15 protein-coding genes and 1 pseudogene are annotated in these 17986 nt (G+C 73.9%); 6 read left to right on the forward strand and 10 right to left on the reverse strand.

Annotated features, from left to right (window positions below; genetic code table 11):
* The first annotated feature begins 123 nt into the window (after positions 1-123).
* The 3 genes from ACGFI1_RS29540 to ACGFI1_RS29550 all read left to right on the forward strand — a co-directional run bounded on the left by ACGFI1_RS29540 (position 124) and on the right by ACGFI1_RS29550 (position 3651).
* A complete protein-coding gene (locus ACGFI1_RS29540) occupies positions 124-615 on the forward strand; it encodes a MarR family winged helix-turn-helix transcriptional regulator (RefSeq protein ID WP_392738450.1) in 492 nt (163 codons plus the stop codon).
* 81 nt (positions 616-696) lie between these two features.
* On the forward strand, positions 697-2118 hold the full coding sequence (locus ACGFI1_RS29545; protein WP_392789887.1) for an MFS transporter: 1422 nt from the start codon (positions 697-699) through the stop codon (positions 2116-2118).
* Positions 2119-2208: 90 nt separating this feature from the next.
* A complete protein-coding gene (locus ACGFI1_RS29550) occupies positions 2209-3651 on the forward strand; it encodes an arylsulfotransferase family protein (RefSeq protein WP_392789892.1) in 1443 nt (480 codons plus the stop codon).
* Between the two features lie 15 nt (positions 3652-3666).
* Here the strand turns inward: ACGFI1_RS29550 and ACGFI1_RS29555 are convergent, their stop codons facing one another.
* From ACGFI1_RS29555 to ACGFI1_RS29575, 5 genes are all read right to left on the reverse strand, one after another.
* Complete coding sequence (locus tag ACGFI1_RS29555) at positions 3667-4077, reverse strand: RNA-binding S4 domain-containing protein (protein WP_392789894.1); 411 nt, start codon at positions 4075-4077, stop codon at positions 3667-3669.
* 12 nt (positions 4078-4089) lie between these two features.
* On the reverse strand, positions 4090-5055 hold the full coding sequence (locus ACGFI1_RS29560; RefSeq protein WP_387074725.1) for a 1-acyl-sn-glycerol-3-phosphate acyltransferase: 966 nt from the start codon (positions 5053-5055) through the stop codon (positions 4090-4092).
* Between the two features lies 1 nt (position 5056).
* Positions 5057-5893, reverse strand: a complete 837-nt coding sequence (locus tag ACGFI1_RS29565; RefSeq protein WP_387074726.1) for a patatin-like phospholipase family protein — start codon at positions 5891-5893, stop codon at positions 5057-5059.
* Between the two features lie 198 nt (positions 5894-6091).
* Positions 6092-8014 (reverse strand): glycoside hydrolase family 3 protein, encoded by a 1923-nt coding sequence (locus ACGFI1_RS29570; RefSeq protein WP_392789898.1) that lies wholly within the window; start codon positions 8012-8014, stop codon positions 6092-6094.
* 560 nt (positions 8015-8574) lie between these two features.
* Positions 8575-9579, reverse strand: coding sequence for a DUF2382 domain-containing protein (locus ACGFI1_RS29575; protein ID WP_392789900.1), 1005 nt, complete (start codon positions 9577-9579; stop codon positions 8575-8577).
* Positions 9580-9940: 361 nt separating this feature from the next.
* On the opposite strand from ACGFI1_RS29575, the gene ACGFI1_RS29580 reads away from it, so the two are divergent.
* Positions 9941-10945, forward strand: coding sequence for a matrixin family metalloprotease (locus ACGFI1_RS29580; protein WP_392789902.1), 1005 nt, complete (start codon positions 9941-9943; stop codon positions 10943-10945).
* Between the two features lie 64 nt (positions 10946-11009).
* Here the strand turns inward: ACGFI1_RS29580 and ACGFI1_RS29585 are convergent, their stop codons facing one another.
* The 3 genes from ACGFI1_RS29585 to ACGFI1_RS29595 all read right to left on the reverse strand — a co-directional run bounded on the left by ACGFI1_RS29585 (position 11010) and on the right by ACGFI1_RS29595 (position 13858).
* Positions 11010-11609: a class E sortase gene (locus tag ACGFI1_RS29585; RefSeq protein WP_392789904.1), complete on the reverse strand. Its 600-nt coding sequence runs from the start codon at positions 11607-11609 to the stop codon at positions 11010-11012.
* Positions 11610-11721: 112 nt separating this feature from the next.
* Positions 11722-12807 (reverse strand): chaplin family protein, encoded by a 1086-nt coding sequence (locus ACGFI1_RS29590; protein ID WP_392789907.1) that lies wholly within the window; start codon positions 12805-12807, stop codon positions 11722-11724.
* A gap of 229 nt (positions 12808-13036) precedes the next feature.
* Positions 13037-13858, reverse strand: coding sequence for a hypothetical protein (locus ACGFI1_RS29595; protein WP_392789909.1), 822 nt, complete (start codon positions 13856-13858; stop codon positions 13037-13039).
* A 298-nt stretch (positions 13859-14156) separates the two neighbouring features.
* Between ACGFI1_RS29595 and ACGFI1_RS29600 the strand changes: the two genes are divergently transcribed.
* Complete coding sequence (locus ACGFI1_RS29600; protein WP_386870102.1) at positions 14157-14411, forward strand: hypothetical protein; 255 nt, start codon at positions 14157-14159, stop codon at positions 14409-14411.
* Positions 14412-14563: 152 nt separating this feature from the next.
* Here ACGFI1_RS29600 and ACGFI1_RS29605 read toward each other — a convergent pair whose 3' ends face one another.
* Positions 14564-15823, reverse strand: a complete 1260-nt coding sequence (locus ACGFI1_RS29605; RefSeq protein WP_392789912.1) for an FAD-dependent oxidoreductase — start codon at positions 15821-15823, stop codon at positions 14564-14566.
* Between the two features lie 27 nt (positions 15824-15850).
* Positions 15851-17080 (reverse strand): carboxylate--amine ligase, encoded by a 1230-nt coding sequence (locus ACGFI1_RS29610; RefSeq protein WP_364554118.1) that lies wholly within the window; start codon positions 17078-17080, stop codon positions 15851-15853.
* Positions 17081-17739: 659 nt separating this feature from the next.
* Between ACGFI1_RS29610 and ACGFI1_RS29615 the strand changes: the two are divergent.
* A pseudogene (locus tag ACGFI1_RS29615) lies at positions 17740-17901 on the forward strand (glycosyl hydrolase family 26); the annotation flags it as partial.
* Between the last annotated feature and the right edge of the window lie 85 nt (positions 17902-17986).

Below are 17986 nucleotides of genomic sequence, written 5' to 3' on the forward strand. Positions count from 1 at the left end.
AGCCGGCCGCCTCCCGCCCCGCGGGCGGGGCGCCGCCGCCGGATCATGCCCCTGCCGTCAATCTACACTTACCTTGTGCACGAGGAAATAGTGTCATAGGCAATCGCCTGCTAGGCTCTGTACGTGAACAGTTCGCCGGGCGAGCCGGGCGAGGGGGACGACGCCGTCCGCCTCAACGAGATGGTGTGCTTCAACCTGCACGCGGCGTCCCGGGCCATGACGGCCGTGTACCGCCCCCTCCTCGAACCACTCGGGTTGACCTATCCCCAATACCTGGTCATGGCGACTTTGTGGGAATACGGTGACCTTCCCGTCGGCGAGCTCGTGGCGCGGCTCCAGCTCGACTACGGCACCATGACGCCGCTGCTGAAGCGGCTGGAGAAAAGGAAGCTGCTGCTCCGGGCGCGCAATCCCGACGACGAGCGCACGGTCATCGTGAGCCTGACGCCCGAGGGCGGCGCGATGCGGGAGCACGCGCCCGGCATCTACCAGGCGATCTGCGACATCTTCGGTTTCACCCCGGACCGGGCGCGGGCCGCACTGGACCTCCTCCAGTCGATCGTCGCCCGCGCCGACCGCGCACCGGGCGCACCGGGCTCACCAACCGCGTCCTAGCGCCCGTCTCGCCGGATCGCTCCAGCTCAGGCGCTGGTTGGGGCGCGACATACCCGGACGGTGCAGGGGCAGTAGTGGTTGGTGACATCGGCGCGAACCCCGCGGCCGTGGAAAAGGGCCGTCAGCGCCCTCGCGGACCGGCTCGGCGGGAGACGGCGGGCCCGCATCGTGGTGCTGCTCGCGTGCGTGCTCGCGCTGAACACGGCCGACACGGGGGTCGTCGGGGCGATCGTCCAGGAACTGCGCCGTTCCCTGCACATCGGCAACACCCAGGTCGGGATCCTCACGGCCGCGCCGGCGGCGGTCGGCGCGATCGCGACGCTGCCGGTCGGGCAGCTGACCGACCGGGTGCCGCGGGTGCCGCTGCTCGCGGGCAGCATCGCGCTGTGGAGCCTCGCGATGATCGTCGGCGGGCTGGCGAGCTCGTACGAGTGGCTGCTGGCGTCGCGGGTGGCGCTGGGCGCGGTGACGGCCACGGCGGGGCCCACGGTCGCGTCGCTGATCGGCGACCTGTTCCCGCCCGAGGAGCGGGCCGGGACGTGGGGGCGCATCCTGGCCGGTGAGCTGGTCGGGGTCGGGTTCGGGCTGATCGCGGGCGGCAACATCGCCGCGCTGCTGAACTGGCGGGTCGCGTTCTGGTTCGTCGCGGTGCTCGGGTTCGTGCTGGCCGTGCTGCTGTGGCGGATGCTGCCGGAGCCGCCGCGCGGCGCGCAGGCGTCCGCCGCCGGCCGGGGCGGCGCGGAGCCCGCCCAGCGGCAGGTGGCCCGGTCGGACGTGCGGCCGGACCCGCGGAGCGTCCTGGACGCCGACCCGGGGACCATGTCGCTGCTCCAGGCGGCACGGCACGTCCTGCGCATCCGCACGAACGTGACGATCATCGTGGCGTCCGCCATCGGCTACTTCTTCTTCGCGGGGCTGCGCACGTTCGCGATGGTGTTCGTGGAGGAGCGGTACTCGCTGAGCCGCGGCGAGCTGTCCGCGTTCATCCCGGTGATCGGGCTGGCCGCGCTCGGCGGAGTGCTCGCCGGCGGCCGGATCGCCGACCACCTGGTGCGCCGGGGCGTGGTCAGCGCGCGCGTCAACGTGCCCGGGGTGGCGTTCGCCGCGTCGGCGCTGCTGTTCCTGCCGGGCCTGCTGAGCGGCGAGGCGCTGGTCGCGCTGCCGCTGTTCACGCTCGCGGGCGCCGCGCTCGCCGCCGCGAACCCGCCGCTGGACGCGGTGCGGCTGGACGTCGTCCACTTCCGGCTGTGGGGCCGGGCGGAGGCGATCCGGACGATCGTCCGGATGTCGGCGGAGGCGGTGGCGCCCGTGCTGTTCGGCTGGCTGTCGGGCCGGCTGGACGACGGCCGGGACTCGGGGGTCGGCCTGGACCGCGCGTTCCTCCTGGCGCTGCTCCCCCTGCTGGTCAACGGGCTGCTGCTGGTGCGGGCGCGGCGCACCTACCCGCGGGACGTGGCGTCCGCGCTGGAGTCCGAGCGCCGCTTCGCCGACGGACCCGCGTAACACCGCGCGATCCGGCGTGCTCCGGAGTGAGCCCGCCGCGTCCGCGCGATTCTCATGGAGTTTTCAGATAGCGCAGGTAAACCAGGGCGCATGAGCGTGACACGTCGCGGTTTCCTTGCAGCGGGGCTGGTCGGAGGGGCCGCGCTCCTCAGCGGCGCCGGGGCGGGGCGCCCGCCGAAGGCGGCGGAGCCCGCGGCGCCGGACCGCTACCTCACCCTCCCCGACGTCCGGCCGCCCGGCCTGACTGCGCGGCGCCTCGGCCGGACCGCGGACGGCCTGCTGTTCCTCGCCCCGTTCCGCGGCACCGACGCCGCCGACGCCCTCATCGTCGACGACGCCGGCGAGCCGGTCTGGATCTACCGGTCGGAACTGCTGGTCACCGACGTCCGCGTGCAGGAGTACGAGGGCGCGCCCGTCCTCACCTTCTGGGAGGGCGAGCGCCGGACGGGCGGCCACGGCGCCGGCACCGGGGTGGTCCTCGGCGCCGACTACCGGCGCGTCGCCGAGGTCCAGGCCGGCGACGGGGTCTCCGGCGACCTGCACGAGTTCGCGCTCACCGACCGCGGAACGGCGCTGATCATCGCCTATCCGGAGGTGACCGCCGACCTGCGCCCGATCGGCGGCCCGCGCCGGGGCCGCGTCCTCGACGGGCGGGTCCAGGAGATCGACGTCCGCACGGGCGAGGTGCTGCTCGACTGGAGCGCGCTCGACCACATCGGCATCGCCGAGACCCGGACGCCGCTGACGAAGGACGCGAACGGCACGCCGGGCAAGGTGTTCGACCCGGTCCACGTCAACTCCGTGCAGGACGACGGCGACGCGCTGCTGATCTCGGCCCGCAACACCTGCGCGGTCTACTCGCTCGACCGGCGGACCGGCGCCGTCCGGTGGCGGCTCGGCGGGCGGCGCGGCGACTTCGCGTTCGGGGCGGGCGCCGCGTTCGCCTGGCAGCACGACGCCCGCCGGCAGCCGGACGGGACGATCACGCTGTTCGACAACCACATCACCGATGTCGGCGACGGCCCGTCGCGCGGCATCGTGCTCCAAGTCGACGAGGCGGGCCGGCGGGCGTCGCTCGTCCGCGAGTACGCCGACGGCACGACCTACGGGCAGTACATGGGCAACCTGCAGACGCTGCCGGACGGCAACGCGCTCGTCGGCTGGGGGTCGACTCCGGCGCTGACGGAGTTCGCCGCCGACGGGACGCCCGTCCTGGAGATCACCGGCATCGGCGACGGCTCGTACCGCGCCTACCGCGCCGCCTGGGAGGGACGGCCCGCCGACCGGCCCGCCGTCGCGGTGGCGCCGCTGCCGGGCGACCGGATGCGGGTCCACGCGAGCTGGAACGGCGCGACCGGGGTGGCCGCGTGGCGCTTCCGCACCGGCTCCGAGACCCGTCCCGTGGTGTCGCGGACGGTCGAGCGCACGGGCTTCGAGACCGCCGTGACGCTCGCGCGCTCCCCCAACGTCACCGCCGAGGCCCTGGACGCCGGCGGCACCGTCCTCGCCCGCTCCGAACCGCGCGTCGTCTAGGCGGCGGCACGCCGGTCAGTCGTGGTCGCGGGGCGGCGGGCTGTTGAGGGTGCGGTAGCGGTCGAGGATGCGCTCCAGCTCGCGCCGGTCGCGCTTGGTGGGACGGCCCGCGCCGCGCTCGCGGCGGCCGACCGGGATGAGCGCCTCGCGCGGCGGCGGGGGCGGGCTCTTGTCGATCAGGCACTCCTGCGCGACCGGCGCCCCGACCCGCTTGCGGACGATCTTCTGCACCACGACGACGCGCTCCCGCCCGTCGTGGCGGAGCCGCACCGTGTCGCCGGGCTTCACCGTCGTGGACGGCTTGGCGCGCTCGTCGTTCACGCGGACATGGCCCGCCCTGCACGCCGTCGTCGCCATCGAGCGGGTCTTCAGCAGCCGCACGGACCAGATCCACAGATCGACCCGCACGGACCCCTCTTCGCCCATGTGTCCATGATGTCACCCGGCCGCGTGTGCCCGGTTCTCGCCGATCCAGGCGTCGGCGCGCTCCCACTCCCGGTACAGCCAGTCGACGCGGGCGTCCCGGCCGTCGGGGACGTCCTCGGCGGGGATCCGCCACCAGCGGGCGTGGACGGGGGCGGTGAGCGGGATGCGCCGCCAGATGTCGCCGACCGCGGCCATGTCGTCGAGGCCGGTGTGCGCGACGAACACCACGTCGGCGTCCGGGGCGGCGTCGAGCGCGGCCAGCACGCCGCCGGGGCGGGGCGGCATCAGGTTGCGCATCGCGGCGGCGCGGACCGCCTCGTCCGTGCGGCGGAGCCGGGCCAGCCGCCGGATCGCGCGGCGCCGCCGCGCCGGGGAGAAGTTGCCGCCCTCCGGGAAGATCAGCAGCGCGTCGCGGGGGCCGAGCCCGGCGGCGAGCCGGCCGATGTCCTCGACGGCGCCGCCGCCGGGCGTGACGAAGACGTTCGGCATGCGGTTCGCGGCGATGTCGATGCACGGGTCGAGCTGGAGCTGCGCCTTCATGACCACGCGGGGCCGCCGCCGGTAGTCGGTCAGCAGGTGGTGGACGAGCAGCAGCGCGTCGCCCGGCCCGGCGTGCCGGCTGAGGACGATCAGCGGCCGGTCGCCGGGCGGCTCCGCCCCGCCGCCGGTGATCTCCACGCGCAGCCCGAGGTGCCGCCGGGCCGTCCCGTACAGGCCGGCGACGTAGCGGCGGATGACGTCGTAGTGCCGGTCGTCGCGGGTCCGGCGGCGGAGCCACAGCAGGCCGCACTCCAGCACGGCCGCCGACTCCCGGGTGCCCCAGGCGAGCGCGAACCACAGCAGCCGGCGCGCCCGCCGCCGGTCGCGCCCGATCAGCGAGGTCACCGCGAAGACGACCGGGAAAAGCACGACGACCAGCAGGGTCAGGGCGAACAGCAGCGGCGTGAGGAGGAGGCGGCGGACGGGGAGGGGAGGCATGTCATGCTCGTTCTTTGAGGTACTCCAAGGATGCCTGGTAGGCCCGTTCGATGTGAGCCCGTATCCCGGACACGTTCCTGTACCGCATCTGGGCGAGGTCGACGCCGGCCTTCCGCGGCGCCCCGCCCGCCGGCAGGACGTGCACGGCCAGCCCGTCCGGCAGGGTCGCCATCTCCTCGAAGAACCGGTGCCGGCGCGCGATCTCGAACGCGACCAGGCCGACCTCCCACGGGCGGCGCGGCGGCGGCAGGTCCCGCTCGATGCGCCCGACGTGCAGGACGTAGACCGTGGTCGCGCCGAGCATCACGGCCCGGCCGACCGGGATGCTGTGGACGAGCCCGCCGTCGAAGTAGTGCCGGTCCCCGATCCGGACGGGCGGCAGCAGGCCGGGCGCGGCGCAGGAGGCCAGCACGGCGGGCGGCAGCGGCCCGGACCTGAACCAGTGCGCCATCGCCGTCTCGATCCCCGCGGCGACGCACTGGAACGGGATCTCCAGCTCCTCGAACGTCCGGACGGGGAGCAGCTCGTCCAGCATGCGGCGCAGCGGCTCGTTGGAGTGCAGGTGGGTGCCGGAGCGGGCGAGCGTCCACAGCCGCGCCCACACCCGCGAGCCGAACACGTCGCGGACGGAGTCGTCCGACCACAGGGCGGTGAGGCGTTCGACGGCCGTGTCCGGCTCCGCCGCGACGAACACGCCGTTCAGCGCGCCGATGGACGTCCCGACGACGAGGTCCGGCCGGACGCCGGTCTCCGCCAGCGCCCGCAGCATGCCGACCTCGTGCGCGCCGAGGACGCCGCCGCCGCCGAGCACGAACGCGGTCCGCGGCTCCCGGTCCACTCGGGCCTCCCTTCCACGGAGGCAGCCTCTCCCGGGCGGTGCGCGATAAACGGCGCGGGACGAACAAAATGGGACGAGCCCACCGAAAACAGCAGGGCCGGCCGTCCAAGGGGTGGTGGACGGCCGGCCCTCGGCGGGGATGCCGGTCTGGTGGCTGCCGTGGATCAGTGGCGGCTGCCGTGGATCAGTGGTGGCGGATCAGTGGTGGCGCCCGGTGCGGAGGCCGTAGCCGTAGGGGAACAGCGGCCTGTACGCGCGGTCGCCGACGTTGATCGGCTCCTGGGCCTCGCTGCGCGGCCACGTCACCGGCAGGCGGCCGGTGAAGGGGCGCTTGCCGAACAGGACGTCCGCGACGCCCGCGCCCTCGCTGCCCGGCAGCCACGACATGACGAACGCGTCCATCGCGGACAGCTGGTCGGTGACGATCTGCGGCCGTCCCGCGACGTCGAGGACGACGCAGGTCCGGATCGCGGCGCACACCTTGTCGATGTTGGCCTTGTCGGCGTCCGACAGGTTCAGCGTGTGCCCGTTGCCGACGTCGCCGACGCCCTCCGCGTACGGGGTCTCGCCGACCACGACCACGCCGACGTCACTGCCGGACATGGGCGCCGACGCGTCCGCGCTGTAGGTGACGTGGGACGAGTTCTGCTTGATGCCGTCCAGGATCGTCGTGCCGGGGATGATGTCGCCGGACGACCCCTGCCAGGTGACCGTCCATCCGCCCGCCTGGTTGCCGATGTCGTCGGCGTTCACGCCCGCCACGTAGATCCGCTCGTTCTTGCGCAGCGGCAGCGCGTGCCCCGCGTTCTTCAGCAGGACCTGCGACTTCGCGACGGCCTCCCGCGCGACCGCCCGGTGCTGCGCCGAGCCGATCGTCGGGGCCAGGCTGCGGTCGGTGTACGGGTGCTCGAACAGCCCCATCTCGACCTTGGCGGTGAGGATGCGCCGCACGGCGTCGTCGATGCGCGCCATCGGCACGCGTCCCGCCTTCACCTCGGCGATCAGCGTCTGGACGAACTGCGGCGCGCTGTAGGGCTCCATGAACATGTCCATGCCGGCGTTGACGGCCGTCCGGACCTGCGTCGGGTAGTCGCCCGGGATCTGGTGGATCGCCTCCCAGTCGCTGATCAGGAACCCGTCGAAGCCGATCTTCTTCTTGAGGACGTCGGTGAGCAGCTCCTTGTGCGCGCTCATCTTGACCGGGTTGCCGACGCCGTCCTCCGTCCAGTCGACGCTGGAGAACGACGGCATGATGCTGCCGACGCCGTACTTGTGGACGGCGGTGACGTAGGGCGACAGGTCGATCTTCGCGAACGTCTTCCGGTCGGTGACGGTGACGCCCTGGTCGATCGTGTACGTCCCGCTGGTGGACGAGCCGAACACCGTGTCGCCGTCGCCCGCGAAGTGCTTCGCCGTCGCGAGGACGTGCCGGTTCGTGGCCATGTCGCTCTTGCGGCGGCCCTGGAAGCCCTCGATGGCGACCGCCATCTCCTTCACGAGCCGGGGGTCCTCGCCGAAGGACTCGTACGTCCGGCCCCAGCGGAGGTCGCGGCTGACGCAGACGCACGGCGCGAACACCCACTGCGGGCCGGTCGCCTTGGTCTCGACGGCCGTGATCTGCTCCGCCTCCTTGACGAGCCCGGGGTCGCGGGTCGCGCCCAGGCCGATGTTGTGCGGGAAGACCGTCGCGCCGACGAGGTTGTTGTGGCCGTGGACCGAGTCGATCCCGTACAGCAGCGGGATCTTCAGCCGGGTGGCGAGCGCCTTCGACTGGTAGGCGTCCACCATGTCCGCCCAGCCGGACGGGGTGTTGTCGGCCGGCACCGACCCGCCGCCCGAGAGCACCGAGCCGAGGGCCAGGGCGGTGATCTGGTCGCGGTCGCCGTCGATGGCGCCGCGCTCGGCCTGGGTCATCTGGCCGACCTTCTCCTCCAGCGTCATCCGGCCGAGCAGGTCGCTCACGCGGGCGGACGCGGAGAGGCGGGCGTCGAGGTAGGCCGGGGGCCCGCCGGCCCGCGCGGGCTGCGCCGCGATGGCGGACGGGAGGGCGGCGATGGTCGCGAGCGCGACCAGTGATCGCCCGATCCGGGTGGCGATGACGCGGCTGTGGGGGTGTCGCAAGTCGTCCCTCCTGGGTCGCTCCGAGGACGCCGCGCGGCCCGGCGGACCGCGCGCGGCCGGGCGCGGAGGTCGCGGCACGCCCGGATCGGCCACGACCTCCGCGCTCGGCGACGTCGTCTCCCAGGAACCTCCCCCGGCTCCCCTGTAGCTGTCAACAAACCTGCCTATTGGGCACCGGAGCCCCGTGAAAACTGGGAAAGAGGGGTTGACGGCCACTAAATTCACACGTTGAATCATGTGCCGAACAAAGCCGGTCGGACGGGCGGCGGCCGTGATCGCCACCGCCCCTCCCGCGCTGCCCGGCCGGCGCGGGCGCGGCCGCACCTTCCTCACCATGGCCACGTCCGGCCACCCGGGCCGCACGGCTCGCCGCCGCACCGCTCGCCGCCGAACGGCCGCCGCCGCGGCACGACGCACGCGAGCGCCCGGGCGGCTGGCGGGTGATCAGCCGGCCCGGACGCTCGCCATCCGGTGGTGGCGCGTGCCGTACTCGGGACCGAGTCGTCGCTCCGGCGGGGCGCGGCGGCGACGCGCCACCGTGCCCACCGCGGGCGGAGGGCTCACGTGGACGGGCGGCCGGTCCCCCGCTCGCCCTCGGTGCGGGGACCGTCGTCGCGGGTGACCTCGATGCGCTCCTTGCGGAGCTCGCCGCGCACCGTCTGCTCGTCCTGCACCTGCTCGGTGCGGACGTGGACGCGCTCGACCGGGACGGTCTCCTTGGCGATGACCGGGCGCTCCTCGTAGAGGATGATCTCGTGGTCGTCCTCGGCGATGGTGATCTTCGGGTTCGCCTCGCCGCCCACGATCGGCTCGCGGTCGATCCTGACCTCCTCGTGCGAGACCGGGATCGTGCGCTCGACCATCTCCGTGTCCACGTACTTGTGCACGTGGACGCGGCCGGCCTCGTGCCGCTCGGTCTCGATGCGCATCTGCTCCTCCGACCGGGTGATCTCGGTCATCGGGGCCTCCGCGCCCTCGCGCGCCGACTGCGGCGGCATGGTCTGCCCCCGGGCCTGCTGCTTCTCCCTGTCCCTGTCCGGCCGGACGGCCATCCCGGCGGCGCCCGCCGTGCCCGCGGCGCTGCCCGCCGGTGCGGCCGGACCGGCCGACTCGGTCGTGCCCGTCGTCCCCGTGTCGCCCGTCCCCGTGTCGGTCATGTCCGCCGTGCCGGTCTTGCTCTCGTCCGCCGTCCCGCGCTCGCCGGCCGTCCGGGACGCGTCCTCGCCCTCACGCCCCTCCCGGCGCCCGCCCGGGGGACGTACGCCGTAGTGGCGGTAGAGGTCAACGATCTGCGCGTGCGACAGGTGCTCGTCCGCGTCCACGTTCGGAGCGCCCTTGATGGTCTCCTTGTCGTACGGGACCTGCAGCATGTCCTGGTTCTTCCGCGCGCCGGACAGCGGGACGAAGCTCTCCCGCATGCCGAACCAGCCGGTGTGCACGGTCACCCACTCCGGGGAGCCGGAGTCGTCGTTGAGGTAGACCTGTTTGATCGTGCCGACCTTGGTCCCGTGGGTGTCGGTCACGCTCATGCCCATGAGTTCCCGCACCTGTGTCTGCGTCTGCACGTTGAACACCTCTGCTTCCTGAACGCTGCCGGGCGGACGGGGGAACTGCGGGGGGAGCCGGTACGGCACCCGCCTCGCGGCAACGGTGTTCTGTTTGATCCCGAGTTGCCGGATTACTCACGGCTTTTCCGTATGGGGACGCAATAAACACGTTTACACGATTATGGGGGATGATTTACCTACAGCTGGCAGACGCCACCGGAGAGCGGCGTCGGCATTTTCTCGATAAATGTCCATCGAGGCGGTCGGCACGGGCCACGCCAAGCCCCATCATGGTGATCATTTTAAAATGCGCCCGTTTCCCTTTCCCGCGCCCACGAAAGACTGCCAGAGCACGCTCTCGAACATCGGAGAAACTGCCATGCGCGACTTTCCACGGGCGACCCTGAGGACGGGGGCCGCGGTCGCCGCCGCCGCGACGCTCACCGGCACGGCCTTCACCGGCACGGGGCTCGCCGAGCCGGCGTCCACCGGCGCGCGGCACGCGCCCGCGTGGTGCAAGCCCGGCGGGACGCTGTCCGCCCGCACGATGCCGCAGCGGGTGCGGATCGCCGACTGCGACCTGCGCGGCCGTGCGGTGCGCGGCGCGAACGGGCTCACCGCGGTCGTCCCGTCCGACGGGACCTCGCTGGTCGCGCACGCGCTGCGCACCGACGGCGGCGCCGAACTGCGCATCCGGGTGGACGAGCGGGCCGGCCTGATCACCCTCGACACGCGCGGCGGGCGGGCGCCGCACGGCCGGCCGCGCGGCTTCCGGGCGCCCGCCGCGGCCTGCGCCGACGGCACCCACCGCGCCGAGCCCAGCAAGTGGCGGAAGGGCGCCGCCGTCCAGTGGCACTACTACGCGGGCGCGGCCGGGCTGTCCAGGGCGCCCATAGCGGCGGGCGTGTCCAACATGGCGAACGCCCGGACCGACTGCAACGGCGGCCGCTTCAGCCTGCTGCCGGACGTGGGCGAGAACTACGCCGGGCAGGCGAACCGGCCGCCGAACGTGACCGGCGCCGCCGCCTGCGGGAAGCGGGACCGCGTCAACACGTTCGGCTGGCTGTCCATGCAGGGCGCGGACAACGACGTCCTCGCCGCCACCTGCACCTGGTACCTCGGGTCGGCGACGGTCGAGACCGACATGGCGCTGCAGGTGCGGGGCAAGAAGTGGTGGACGGGCGGGACGTGCCCGGCGGGCGCCTACTCCGCCGAGGCGGTCGCCACGCACGAGGCCGGCCATGTCTTCGGCCTGGCCCACGTCGAGGGGATCGAGCACGAGAACCTCACGATGGCGCCGGCCCTCGCGTCCTGCGACCGCGGCCCCGCCACCCTCGGCAGGGGCGACTACAACGGGCTGATCGCCCTCTACGGCGGCCGCTGAACGGCGCGGAGACGCACCGCGCCGTCCAGCGTCCGGCCTTGGGTCGTGCGCTTCGGGGTCCCGGTCAGCGCTTCGACTGGAGCGTGCCCACGACGACGAGGCGGTGGGCGTCCGAGCCCTTCGGCGTGCAGGTGATGAGCGTGATGTACTGGCCGTTCGGCGCACTGGCCCGCTTGAACGGCACCGGCTCCAGGACGCGCATGTCGCGCGGCCTGATGACGCGCTTGGTGCGCACCTTGTACACGTAGGTCACGCGGCCCACGCGCAGGACGATCCGGTCACCGCGCCGCATCCGGTCGAGCTTGTTGAACGGGTGCAGCCAGGTCGTGCGGTGGCCGAGGAGCACCGTGTTGCCGTCGCGGCCCGGAAGCCCGGTCCCCGGGTAGTGCCCGACGCCGCGGCGCAGGATCGCCTGGCCGACGCCCTGCCGGACGGCCGCCTTCAGCCGCATCCGCTTGATCCGGATCTGCCCGATCAGCGCGCCCTTCTTCGGTCGCGCGCGGGCCACCGCCGACGCGGCGCGCGCGGGCGCTGCCTGAGCGGCCCCCTGAACCGGGGCCTGGGCCTGCGTCTGGGCCTGCGCGGGCATCTGGGAGACGCCCAGCACGGACGCGCCGCAGCACACGGCGACGGCCACCGCACCGAACGATTTTCGGTCGAGCATGGTTCGCCCCCAATCGGTCTGGAGTGCTTCTGCCATGGGGAAGGGACGGCACGTCTGCCGCCCCCTCTCCGCGCTTCACCGGGCGCGGATCGTCATCCGCGCCGGTCCGGGCTCAGTGCAGGGCCGGCGAGCCGGTCCGGAACGGCATCCCGCCGCCGGTCGGCAGGTTCGGCCCGACCTCCGTGGGCGGGACGTCCACGCCCGGCATCGCCCTCTTCAGCGTGTTGAGCACCCGCTTCACCGGGCCCAGACTGTCCCCGGAACCGGGGACGGGTCCCGCCATGCGGGAGTCGGCCGACCGCAGTGTCGAGGGCAGCTTCTTGTGCTTGACCGCCGGGCGGTGCTTGGACGGCTTGTACGGCTTGCAGTGCTTCTTGTGCTTCTTGTGCTTCTTGTGCTTTTTGTGCTTCTTCACGGGCGGCGTCCATTTCTCGCCCCCGTCCCCGACGAACGCGCCGCCCTCGCACTGGGCCTGGGAGATCCCGAAGACCGCGACCGAGTTCCCGCACACGCTGACGGGCGCGGTGATCGGCGCGAACACCTGGTTGCCGCCGAGGACGCTGAAGAAGCCCGAGGTCTGCATCTTCGGGTGGTTGCCGCCGTGCTTGACGAACGCGCCGCCCTTGCACTGCGCCTCGGAGATCCCGAAGACCGCGACCGAGTTCCCGCACACACTGACGGGCGCGGTGATCGGCGCGAACACCTGGTTGCCGCCGAGGACGCTGAACATGCCCGAGGTCTCCATGCCCCCGTGGCCGCCCCCGCCGTCCCAGCCGTCCCAGCCGCCTCCGCCGTCCCAGCCGCCGCCGCGCTGGGCGGGCTCGGCCGCCCGGTGGCCGCCGTGGTGCCCGTGGCCCCCGAACGAGACGCCGGCGCCGCCCTTGCACTGCGCCCGGCTCAGCCCGACGATCGCGAGCGAGTTGCCGCAGATGTCGAGCGGAAGGGTGATCGGCGCGAAGACCTGGTTCCCCCCGCCGATCGAGAGGATGCCCGAGGTCTGCATGTCGCCGCCCCCGCGGTACCGGGCCCCGGCGGCGCGCTCCGCCGGGGCCTGCGACGCGGCGGCCTCGGTGGCAGGGCCGCCGCCCGGCATGGTCGTGTCGGCGATGGCCGCGCCGGAGCCGAAGGCGGCCCCGATCGCGACGGCGCCCGCGGCCACCAGGGCCGCGCGGCTCGTGTTCCTTGCGCGCATGCGCATGCTGTTGCTCCTGTCTGTTGCATCGGTGGTGATCGCTGCGCGGCCCGCGGGGGCGGCGCAGCCCGGCGGCGGCCGTGCGCGGCCGTCGCTCATTGAGGAAAGATCGGTGGAGACCGGCTCAGCGGCCGGTTCGCGCCCGCGGGCCGGGTCCGGGAGCGCTCGTCAAGGGAGCGTCGGTCCGGGACCGCCCGTGCGGAGGCGCCCGTGCGGAGGCGCCGGTGCGGGAGTGCTAGTCGGGGACGACGGACGGGCCGCCGGGCGCGGCCACGTCGGTCAGCGCCGTGCGGTGGAACGTGCTCGCGTCCACGGCCGGCGGTGCCGCGGGAGTGCGGCGGTTCGGCAGGTCGGCGACCGGGATGAGCGGGTGCCCGCTCGTCGAGCCGCCGCCCGAGGGGGCGTCGGGCGCGGGCGCCACGGGCGCGTGCGCGGGAGCCTCCTGGTCGGTGCGGCAGCCCATGCAGCCGTCGGCCGCCCGGTACGAGGACGCGCCCGGGGCGGCGGTGTACCCGGCCGTGCGGGCCGCAGCGTGCGGGGAGGCGGTGCGCCCGTCCGGCTGCTCGGCCGACCGCGCCGGCTCGTCGGCGGCCGGCCGCGGGGCGGGCCGCCGGTCGGTGACCCGGTGCACGAACTCCTTGACGGGACGCCGCGGCCGCATGTCCGGGAGCCGGAGGCGCGGCACCCCGGCCTCGTCGGCGAGCTCGCGCACCTGCCGGACGACCTTGTCCTTGTCGTCGAACAGGTCGTGCCGCCGTGCCCCGACGTACCGCACCGGGTGGTCGCCGGCCTCGCGCACGTCCTCGGCCATCGCGCGCCAGCCGGGCCGGGACGTGAAGTGCCGGACCGTGGCGTACCCCGCGTCGTCCGCCCGCACGGCGGCCTGCCGCGCAGGCGGCTCGGCCGCCTCGGCGGCGCCGGACAGCGCGGAGAGCGCGATCCAGCCGGCGAACGCGAGGCCGGCGATGGCGGCGAGGCGCAGGAGAGCGGGCAGGAGAGCATGCCGCGGCCGACCCTGCGGGCGAATCGCCCCGCACTGGATCGGTACGGAATGCATTGCCGGTTCCCCTTGTCGCCGGATCGAGGTTCGCCTGAAAGTAACACCGGAGCCGATGGCCGTGCGGAGCCGCCGTCATTTTCCACGGCGTGTCCCGGGATCATTTACCGAGCCATGAATTCGCCTTTTACCGGACCCGGCTTTCCGGCCGATCGACGCCCGCTTTGCCGGTTTTTGCCGGGGCTCGCCTTTACCGCCGCTCTCCGCCCTCCACGTCCGGGAGAAGCATGGCGCCCGGTATCGGGTGCGCTACAGTCGGTGAACGGTCGGTTACGAGATCGCTCCCCGAGGAGTTCCCATGTTCGACCCCTCGTCCACGATCGGCCGCCTCGGCCCGCTGCTGCGGCGCCGCCAGCCGCGCCGCCGGGCGCACCGCTTCGTCACCCGCGCCGACTTCGACCGCGTCGCGCTCGCCGCCGTCCCCGCCGCTCAGAGCCCCGGCGCCCACCGCGTGCGTTCGCTCGCCTGGACGCTCTACTGGCGCTGCCAATGGGCGCTCGCCACCGCCAGAGCCGACCGCGCCCGCCGCCGCGCCCGCCCGGCGGGCCACTGACGGCGCGGCCCGCGAACCGGGTGCGGAAAGGCACCACCACCGGTGGAAGATCCTCAACCCGGGCACGTCCCCGCGCTGTGAGGGCGGAGGTGTGGAAGCGCCCGCCTCCAGGAGGGTGGTGGTGCTCCTGGAGGCGGGCGGGTCCTCGGGGGTCAGCGGTGGGGCGTGTCCGATTCGAGGACGTCCGGCCGGCGGCTCGCGGGCGGGAGCACGCGCGGGGCCCGGCGGACGATGTGCCGCGAGATGCGGCCCGCGGTGAAGGCGGCGCCGTGGACGAAGCGCATGACCGGGCCGAACGTCGGGGCCGCGGCCAGGCCCGCGAAGTAGAGGCCCGGCAGGGACGCCTCGAAGTCGCGGCTGAGGACCGGGGCGCCGAAGCGGGTGGCGACGGCGCCGCGCAGCGCCGGGGCGAGCATGCCGAGGCGTCCGACGTCGGGGACGAACCCGGTGGCGGCGATGACGTGCTCGACCTCGGTGACCACCCGGCGGCCGGTGCGGTCGAGGGTGGTGAGCGCGATGCCGTCCTCCTGCTCCACCGCCTTCGCGAGGCGGTGGCCCGTCGAGACGCGGACCCGGTCGTCCAGCCGGTCGCGCAGCCACCAGGAGCCGGCCGGCGGGAGCGTCTCGCGGACGATCCGGCGGCGCGTCCCCTCCGGCAGGTAGCGGACGAGGCCGGGGCGCTCGGCCCACAGCCAGGTGCGGTAGCCGGTGCCGAGGCCGGAGCGGGGCCCGCCGAACAGCCGGTCGCGCGGCGACCGGTGCTCCTCGGGGACGGTGTTCCAGTCGAGCCGGGGCCGCCGGGCGATGACGTGCGGGTGCGCGCCCGCGTCGGCGAGCAGCACCGCCGTCTCCAGGGCCGACTGCCCGGCGCCGAGGACGGCGACCTCCTTGCCCGCGAACAGGGCGAGGTCGCGGTGGGCGCTGCTGTGCGAGACGAGCCAGGACGGCATGCCCGCCAGCTCGTCCGGCAGGTGCGCGAACGGGCCGACGCCGACCGCGAGCACCACGGCCCGCGCCGCGATCGTCTCGCCGGTGGACAGCGTGACGGCGTAGCCGGCCGCCCCGCCCCGCTCGACGTTCACGACCTGCGCGTCCCGGTCGTCGGGGCGCTGCGGGACGGCCGCCGCGGCGAACCAGCGCCCGTACTCGATGAAGGTGTCCAGCGGGATCGGCCGGCCGAGCCGCCAGTCCGGATGGCGGTCGGTGAACCGCAGGCCCGGTTGCGGCGCCCCCAGATTGGACGCGAACGGCTCCGATTTCAGGAACATGCCCTCGGGCATGCCCGCCTCCCAGAACCGCATCGGCTCGCCGATGATCCGGACGTCGAGTCCGAGGTTCTGCAGGTGCGCGGCGGTCGACAGGCCGTAGGGCCCGGCGCCGGCGATCACGACGTCGCTGGCCGAGTCGCTCATGTCTCTTTCCCCCGTGTGTTCGTTGTGTTACCTGGCGCGGAACCGCTCGACCGCCCGCAGCGCGCCGCGCCTGCCCAGTGCGAGGAAGGGCGGCAGGTCGTCGCGGGCGTACCAGGCGAACTCGTCGGCCGCGCGCAGCGGGCGGAGGGTCCCGGCGCGCAGCAGCGCCCGTCCGGCGGACTGCTGGAGGTAGTGGTTCTCCACCAGCAGGGTGCGGCCGAACGCCGGGCGCGCGTCCGGGACGCGGCGGCCGGACTGGTCGAGATGCAGGACGCGGGCCAGGTCGAGCCCGTTGCGGTCGGTGAACAGGCGGAACTGCGCCCCGATCCGGGGGTTGAAGTCGAGCAGGTGGTAGCCGCCGCTGCCCGCGTCGAGGCGGAAGTCGAGGTCGACGAGGCCGCGGCAGCCGAGCAGCCGGACGATCCGCACGGCGAGCCGTTCGAGCTCGGCGTTGGCGACCCACTCGCCGGACACGGTGTGCCCGGCCTGCGGCGGGTGCGCGAGGTGCTTGAAGCCGGTGGCGCCGTACAGGCAGTCGAGGTTCTCGTCGAAGTAGCCGTGGAAGAACCAGTCGCCGCCGCTCGGCGGGACGCGGCGCTGGAGGATCAGCGGCCCGGCGCCCCCGTCGGGGTCGCGGTCCCGGGTGGCGGCGAACAGCCGGTGCAGTTCGCCGAGCGTGCCGACGAGGGTGGTGCTGCGCAGCCCCCGGCCGAGCCGCCACGGCCGCGCCCATTTGGCGATCAGGGGCAGGCCGAGGGCGGCGGCGGCGTCGTCGACGTCGGCGGCGGACTCGGGCGTCCGGCTCGGCGGGCAGGTGATCCCGTACTTCTCGCACGCCTCCTGCAGCCGGGCCTTGTCGGCGACGCGGCGGGGGACGTCCGGGTCCTGGCGGGGGACGACGAAGCGGGGCCGCAGTTCGTCCGCGTGCTCGGCGGTGAAGATCGCGCCGGCGTCGTCCATCGGGACGAGGAGGGTGCCGCGGCCGATCCGGTCGCCGATCGCGCGCAGATGGTCCAGCAGGTCGGCCGGGTGCTCGGTGGGCGGCGCCCACGGCTCCCCGCGGTGCAGGTAGCGGGACCGGGACGCGGGGTTGGCCCGTCCCTCCATGATCGCGTGGACGGGCACCCCGGCGCGGCCGAGGCTGCGGATCGCCGCGAGCGTGCCGTGGTGGAAGAAGTTGCGGTCGGTGCGCAGCAGCAGGACGGGCAGGCCGGGGTCGAGGCGCGTCCGCGGCGGAGTCCGCGTGTCGAAGAACATGCGGTCAGCCGCATTCCCAGGGATTGATGCGCACAACACCCTTCCTAACGTAAATTCTTTGCCCTTTTCGTCCGGGCGGCTTTTCCGCGGCGGACCTCCATGGGCATATGATACGCATGCGAGCTGCCGATATCCATTCCGCCGGGCAACCATTCGAACCGCGCCGAAAAAGGCCGTTTCCCTTCTGTCCGCTCCCGTCGGTTCTGGCGGTTTTCGCCTTCCTGGCGCTGCTGGCGACCTCCGCCGCGGTGCCGTGGGTGCGTTCGCAGTCGATGCAGAAGGCGCCGTCGTACGTGCCGCTCGGGGCGTTCCTCGGCTCCGGGGCGGAGGGGGTGGAGCGGGTCGGCCGGTTCCAGCGGTGGCTCGGCTCGACGGTGACGGTCGGGCGCACCTACCTGCCGGGCGACGACTGGCGCGGGATCGAGGGCCCGTGGGGTCTGCTCGCGCCGTGGGCGCGCTGGAAGTCCGCCGATCCGCGGCGCCGGCTGGTGGTGAACGTGCCGATGATGGCGCCGAACGAGGGGTGGCTCCCGGTGCCGGTGCTGCGCTCGCTGCTGCGCGGCGGCGCGGCCGGCGCGTTCGACGGCCACTACCGGGTGCTGGCCCGGCGGCTGGTCTCGGTGGGCGCCGGCGACACGGTCATCGTGCTCGGCTGGGAGATGAACGGGGAGTCCTACGGCGGCCGGTGCGCGCCCGACCCCGCCGCGTGGAAGGCGTACTGGCGGCGGATCGTCGCGGCCATGCGCGCGGTGCCGGGCCAGAGTTTCCGGTTCGATTTCGCCCCGACGCGGGGCCGGGACGCGATCCCGTGGACGGAGTGCTATCCGGGGGACGACGCGGTCGACATCATCGGCTCCGACAGCTACGACCAGCCCGCCGGCAAGTCGTTCGCCGAATTCGTGGAAG

This window comes from Actinomadura geliboluensis (assembly GCF_043197915.1).
GTDB classification, from domain to species: Bacteria; Actinomycetota; Actinomycetes; order Streptosporangiales; family Streptosporangiaceae; genus Spirillospora; species Spirillospora geliboluensis.

Coding starts and splice junctions, on each gene's coding strand:
- ACGFI1_RS29550 (WP_392789892.1), top strand. CDS start 2,209: ATGAGCGTGACACGTCGCGGTTTCCTTGCAGCGGGGCTGGTCGGAGGG.
- ACGFI1_RS29585 (WP_392789904.1), bottom strand. CDS start 11,609: ATGCTCGACCGAAAATCGTTCGGTGCGGTGGCCGTCGCCGTGTGCTGC.
- ACGFI1_RS29560 (WP_387074725.1), bottom strand. CDS start 5,055: ATGCCTCCCCTCCCCGTCCGCCGCCTCCTCCTCACGCCGCTGCTGTTC.
- ACGFI1_RS29610 (WP_364554118.1), bottom strand. CDS start 17,080: ATGTTCTTCGACACGCGGACTCCGCCGCGGACGCGCCTCGACCCCGGC.
- ACGFI1_RS29555 (WP_392789894.1), bottom strand. CDS start 4,077: ATGGGCGAAGAGGGGTCCGTGCGGGTCGATCTGTGGATCTGGTCCGTG.
- ACGFI1_RS29600 (WP_386870102.1), top strand. CDS start 14,157: ATGTTCGACCCCTCGTCCACGATCGGCCGCCTCGGCCCGCTGCTGCGG.
- ACGFI1_RS29605 (WP_392789912.1), bottom strand. CDS start 15,823: ATGAGCGACTCGGCCAGCGACGTCGTGATCGCCGGCGCCGGGCCCTAC.
- ACGFI1_RS29595 (WP_392789909.1), bottom strand. CDS start 13,858: ATGCATTCCGTACCGATCCAGTGCGGGGCGATTCGCCCGCAGGGTCGG.
- ACGFI1_RS29580 (WP_392789902.1), top strand. CDS start 9,941: ATGCGCGACTTTCCACGGGCGACCCTGAGGACGGGGGCCGCGGTCGCC.
- ACGFI1_RS29590 (WP_392789907.1), bottom strand. CDS start 12,807: ATGCGCATGCGCGCAAGGAACACGAGCCGCGCGGCCCTGGTGGCCGCG.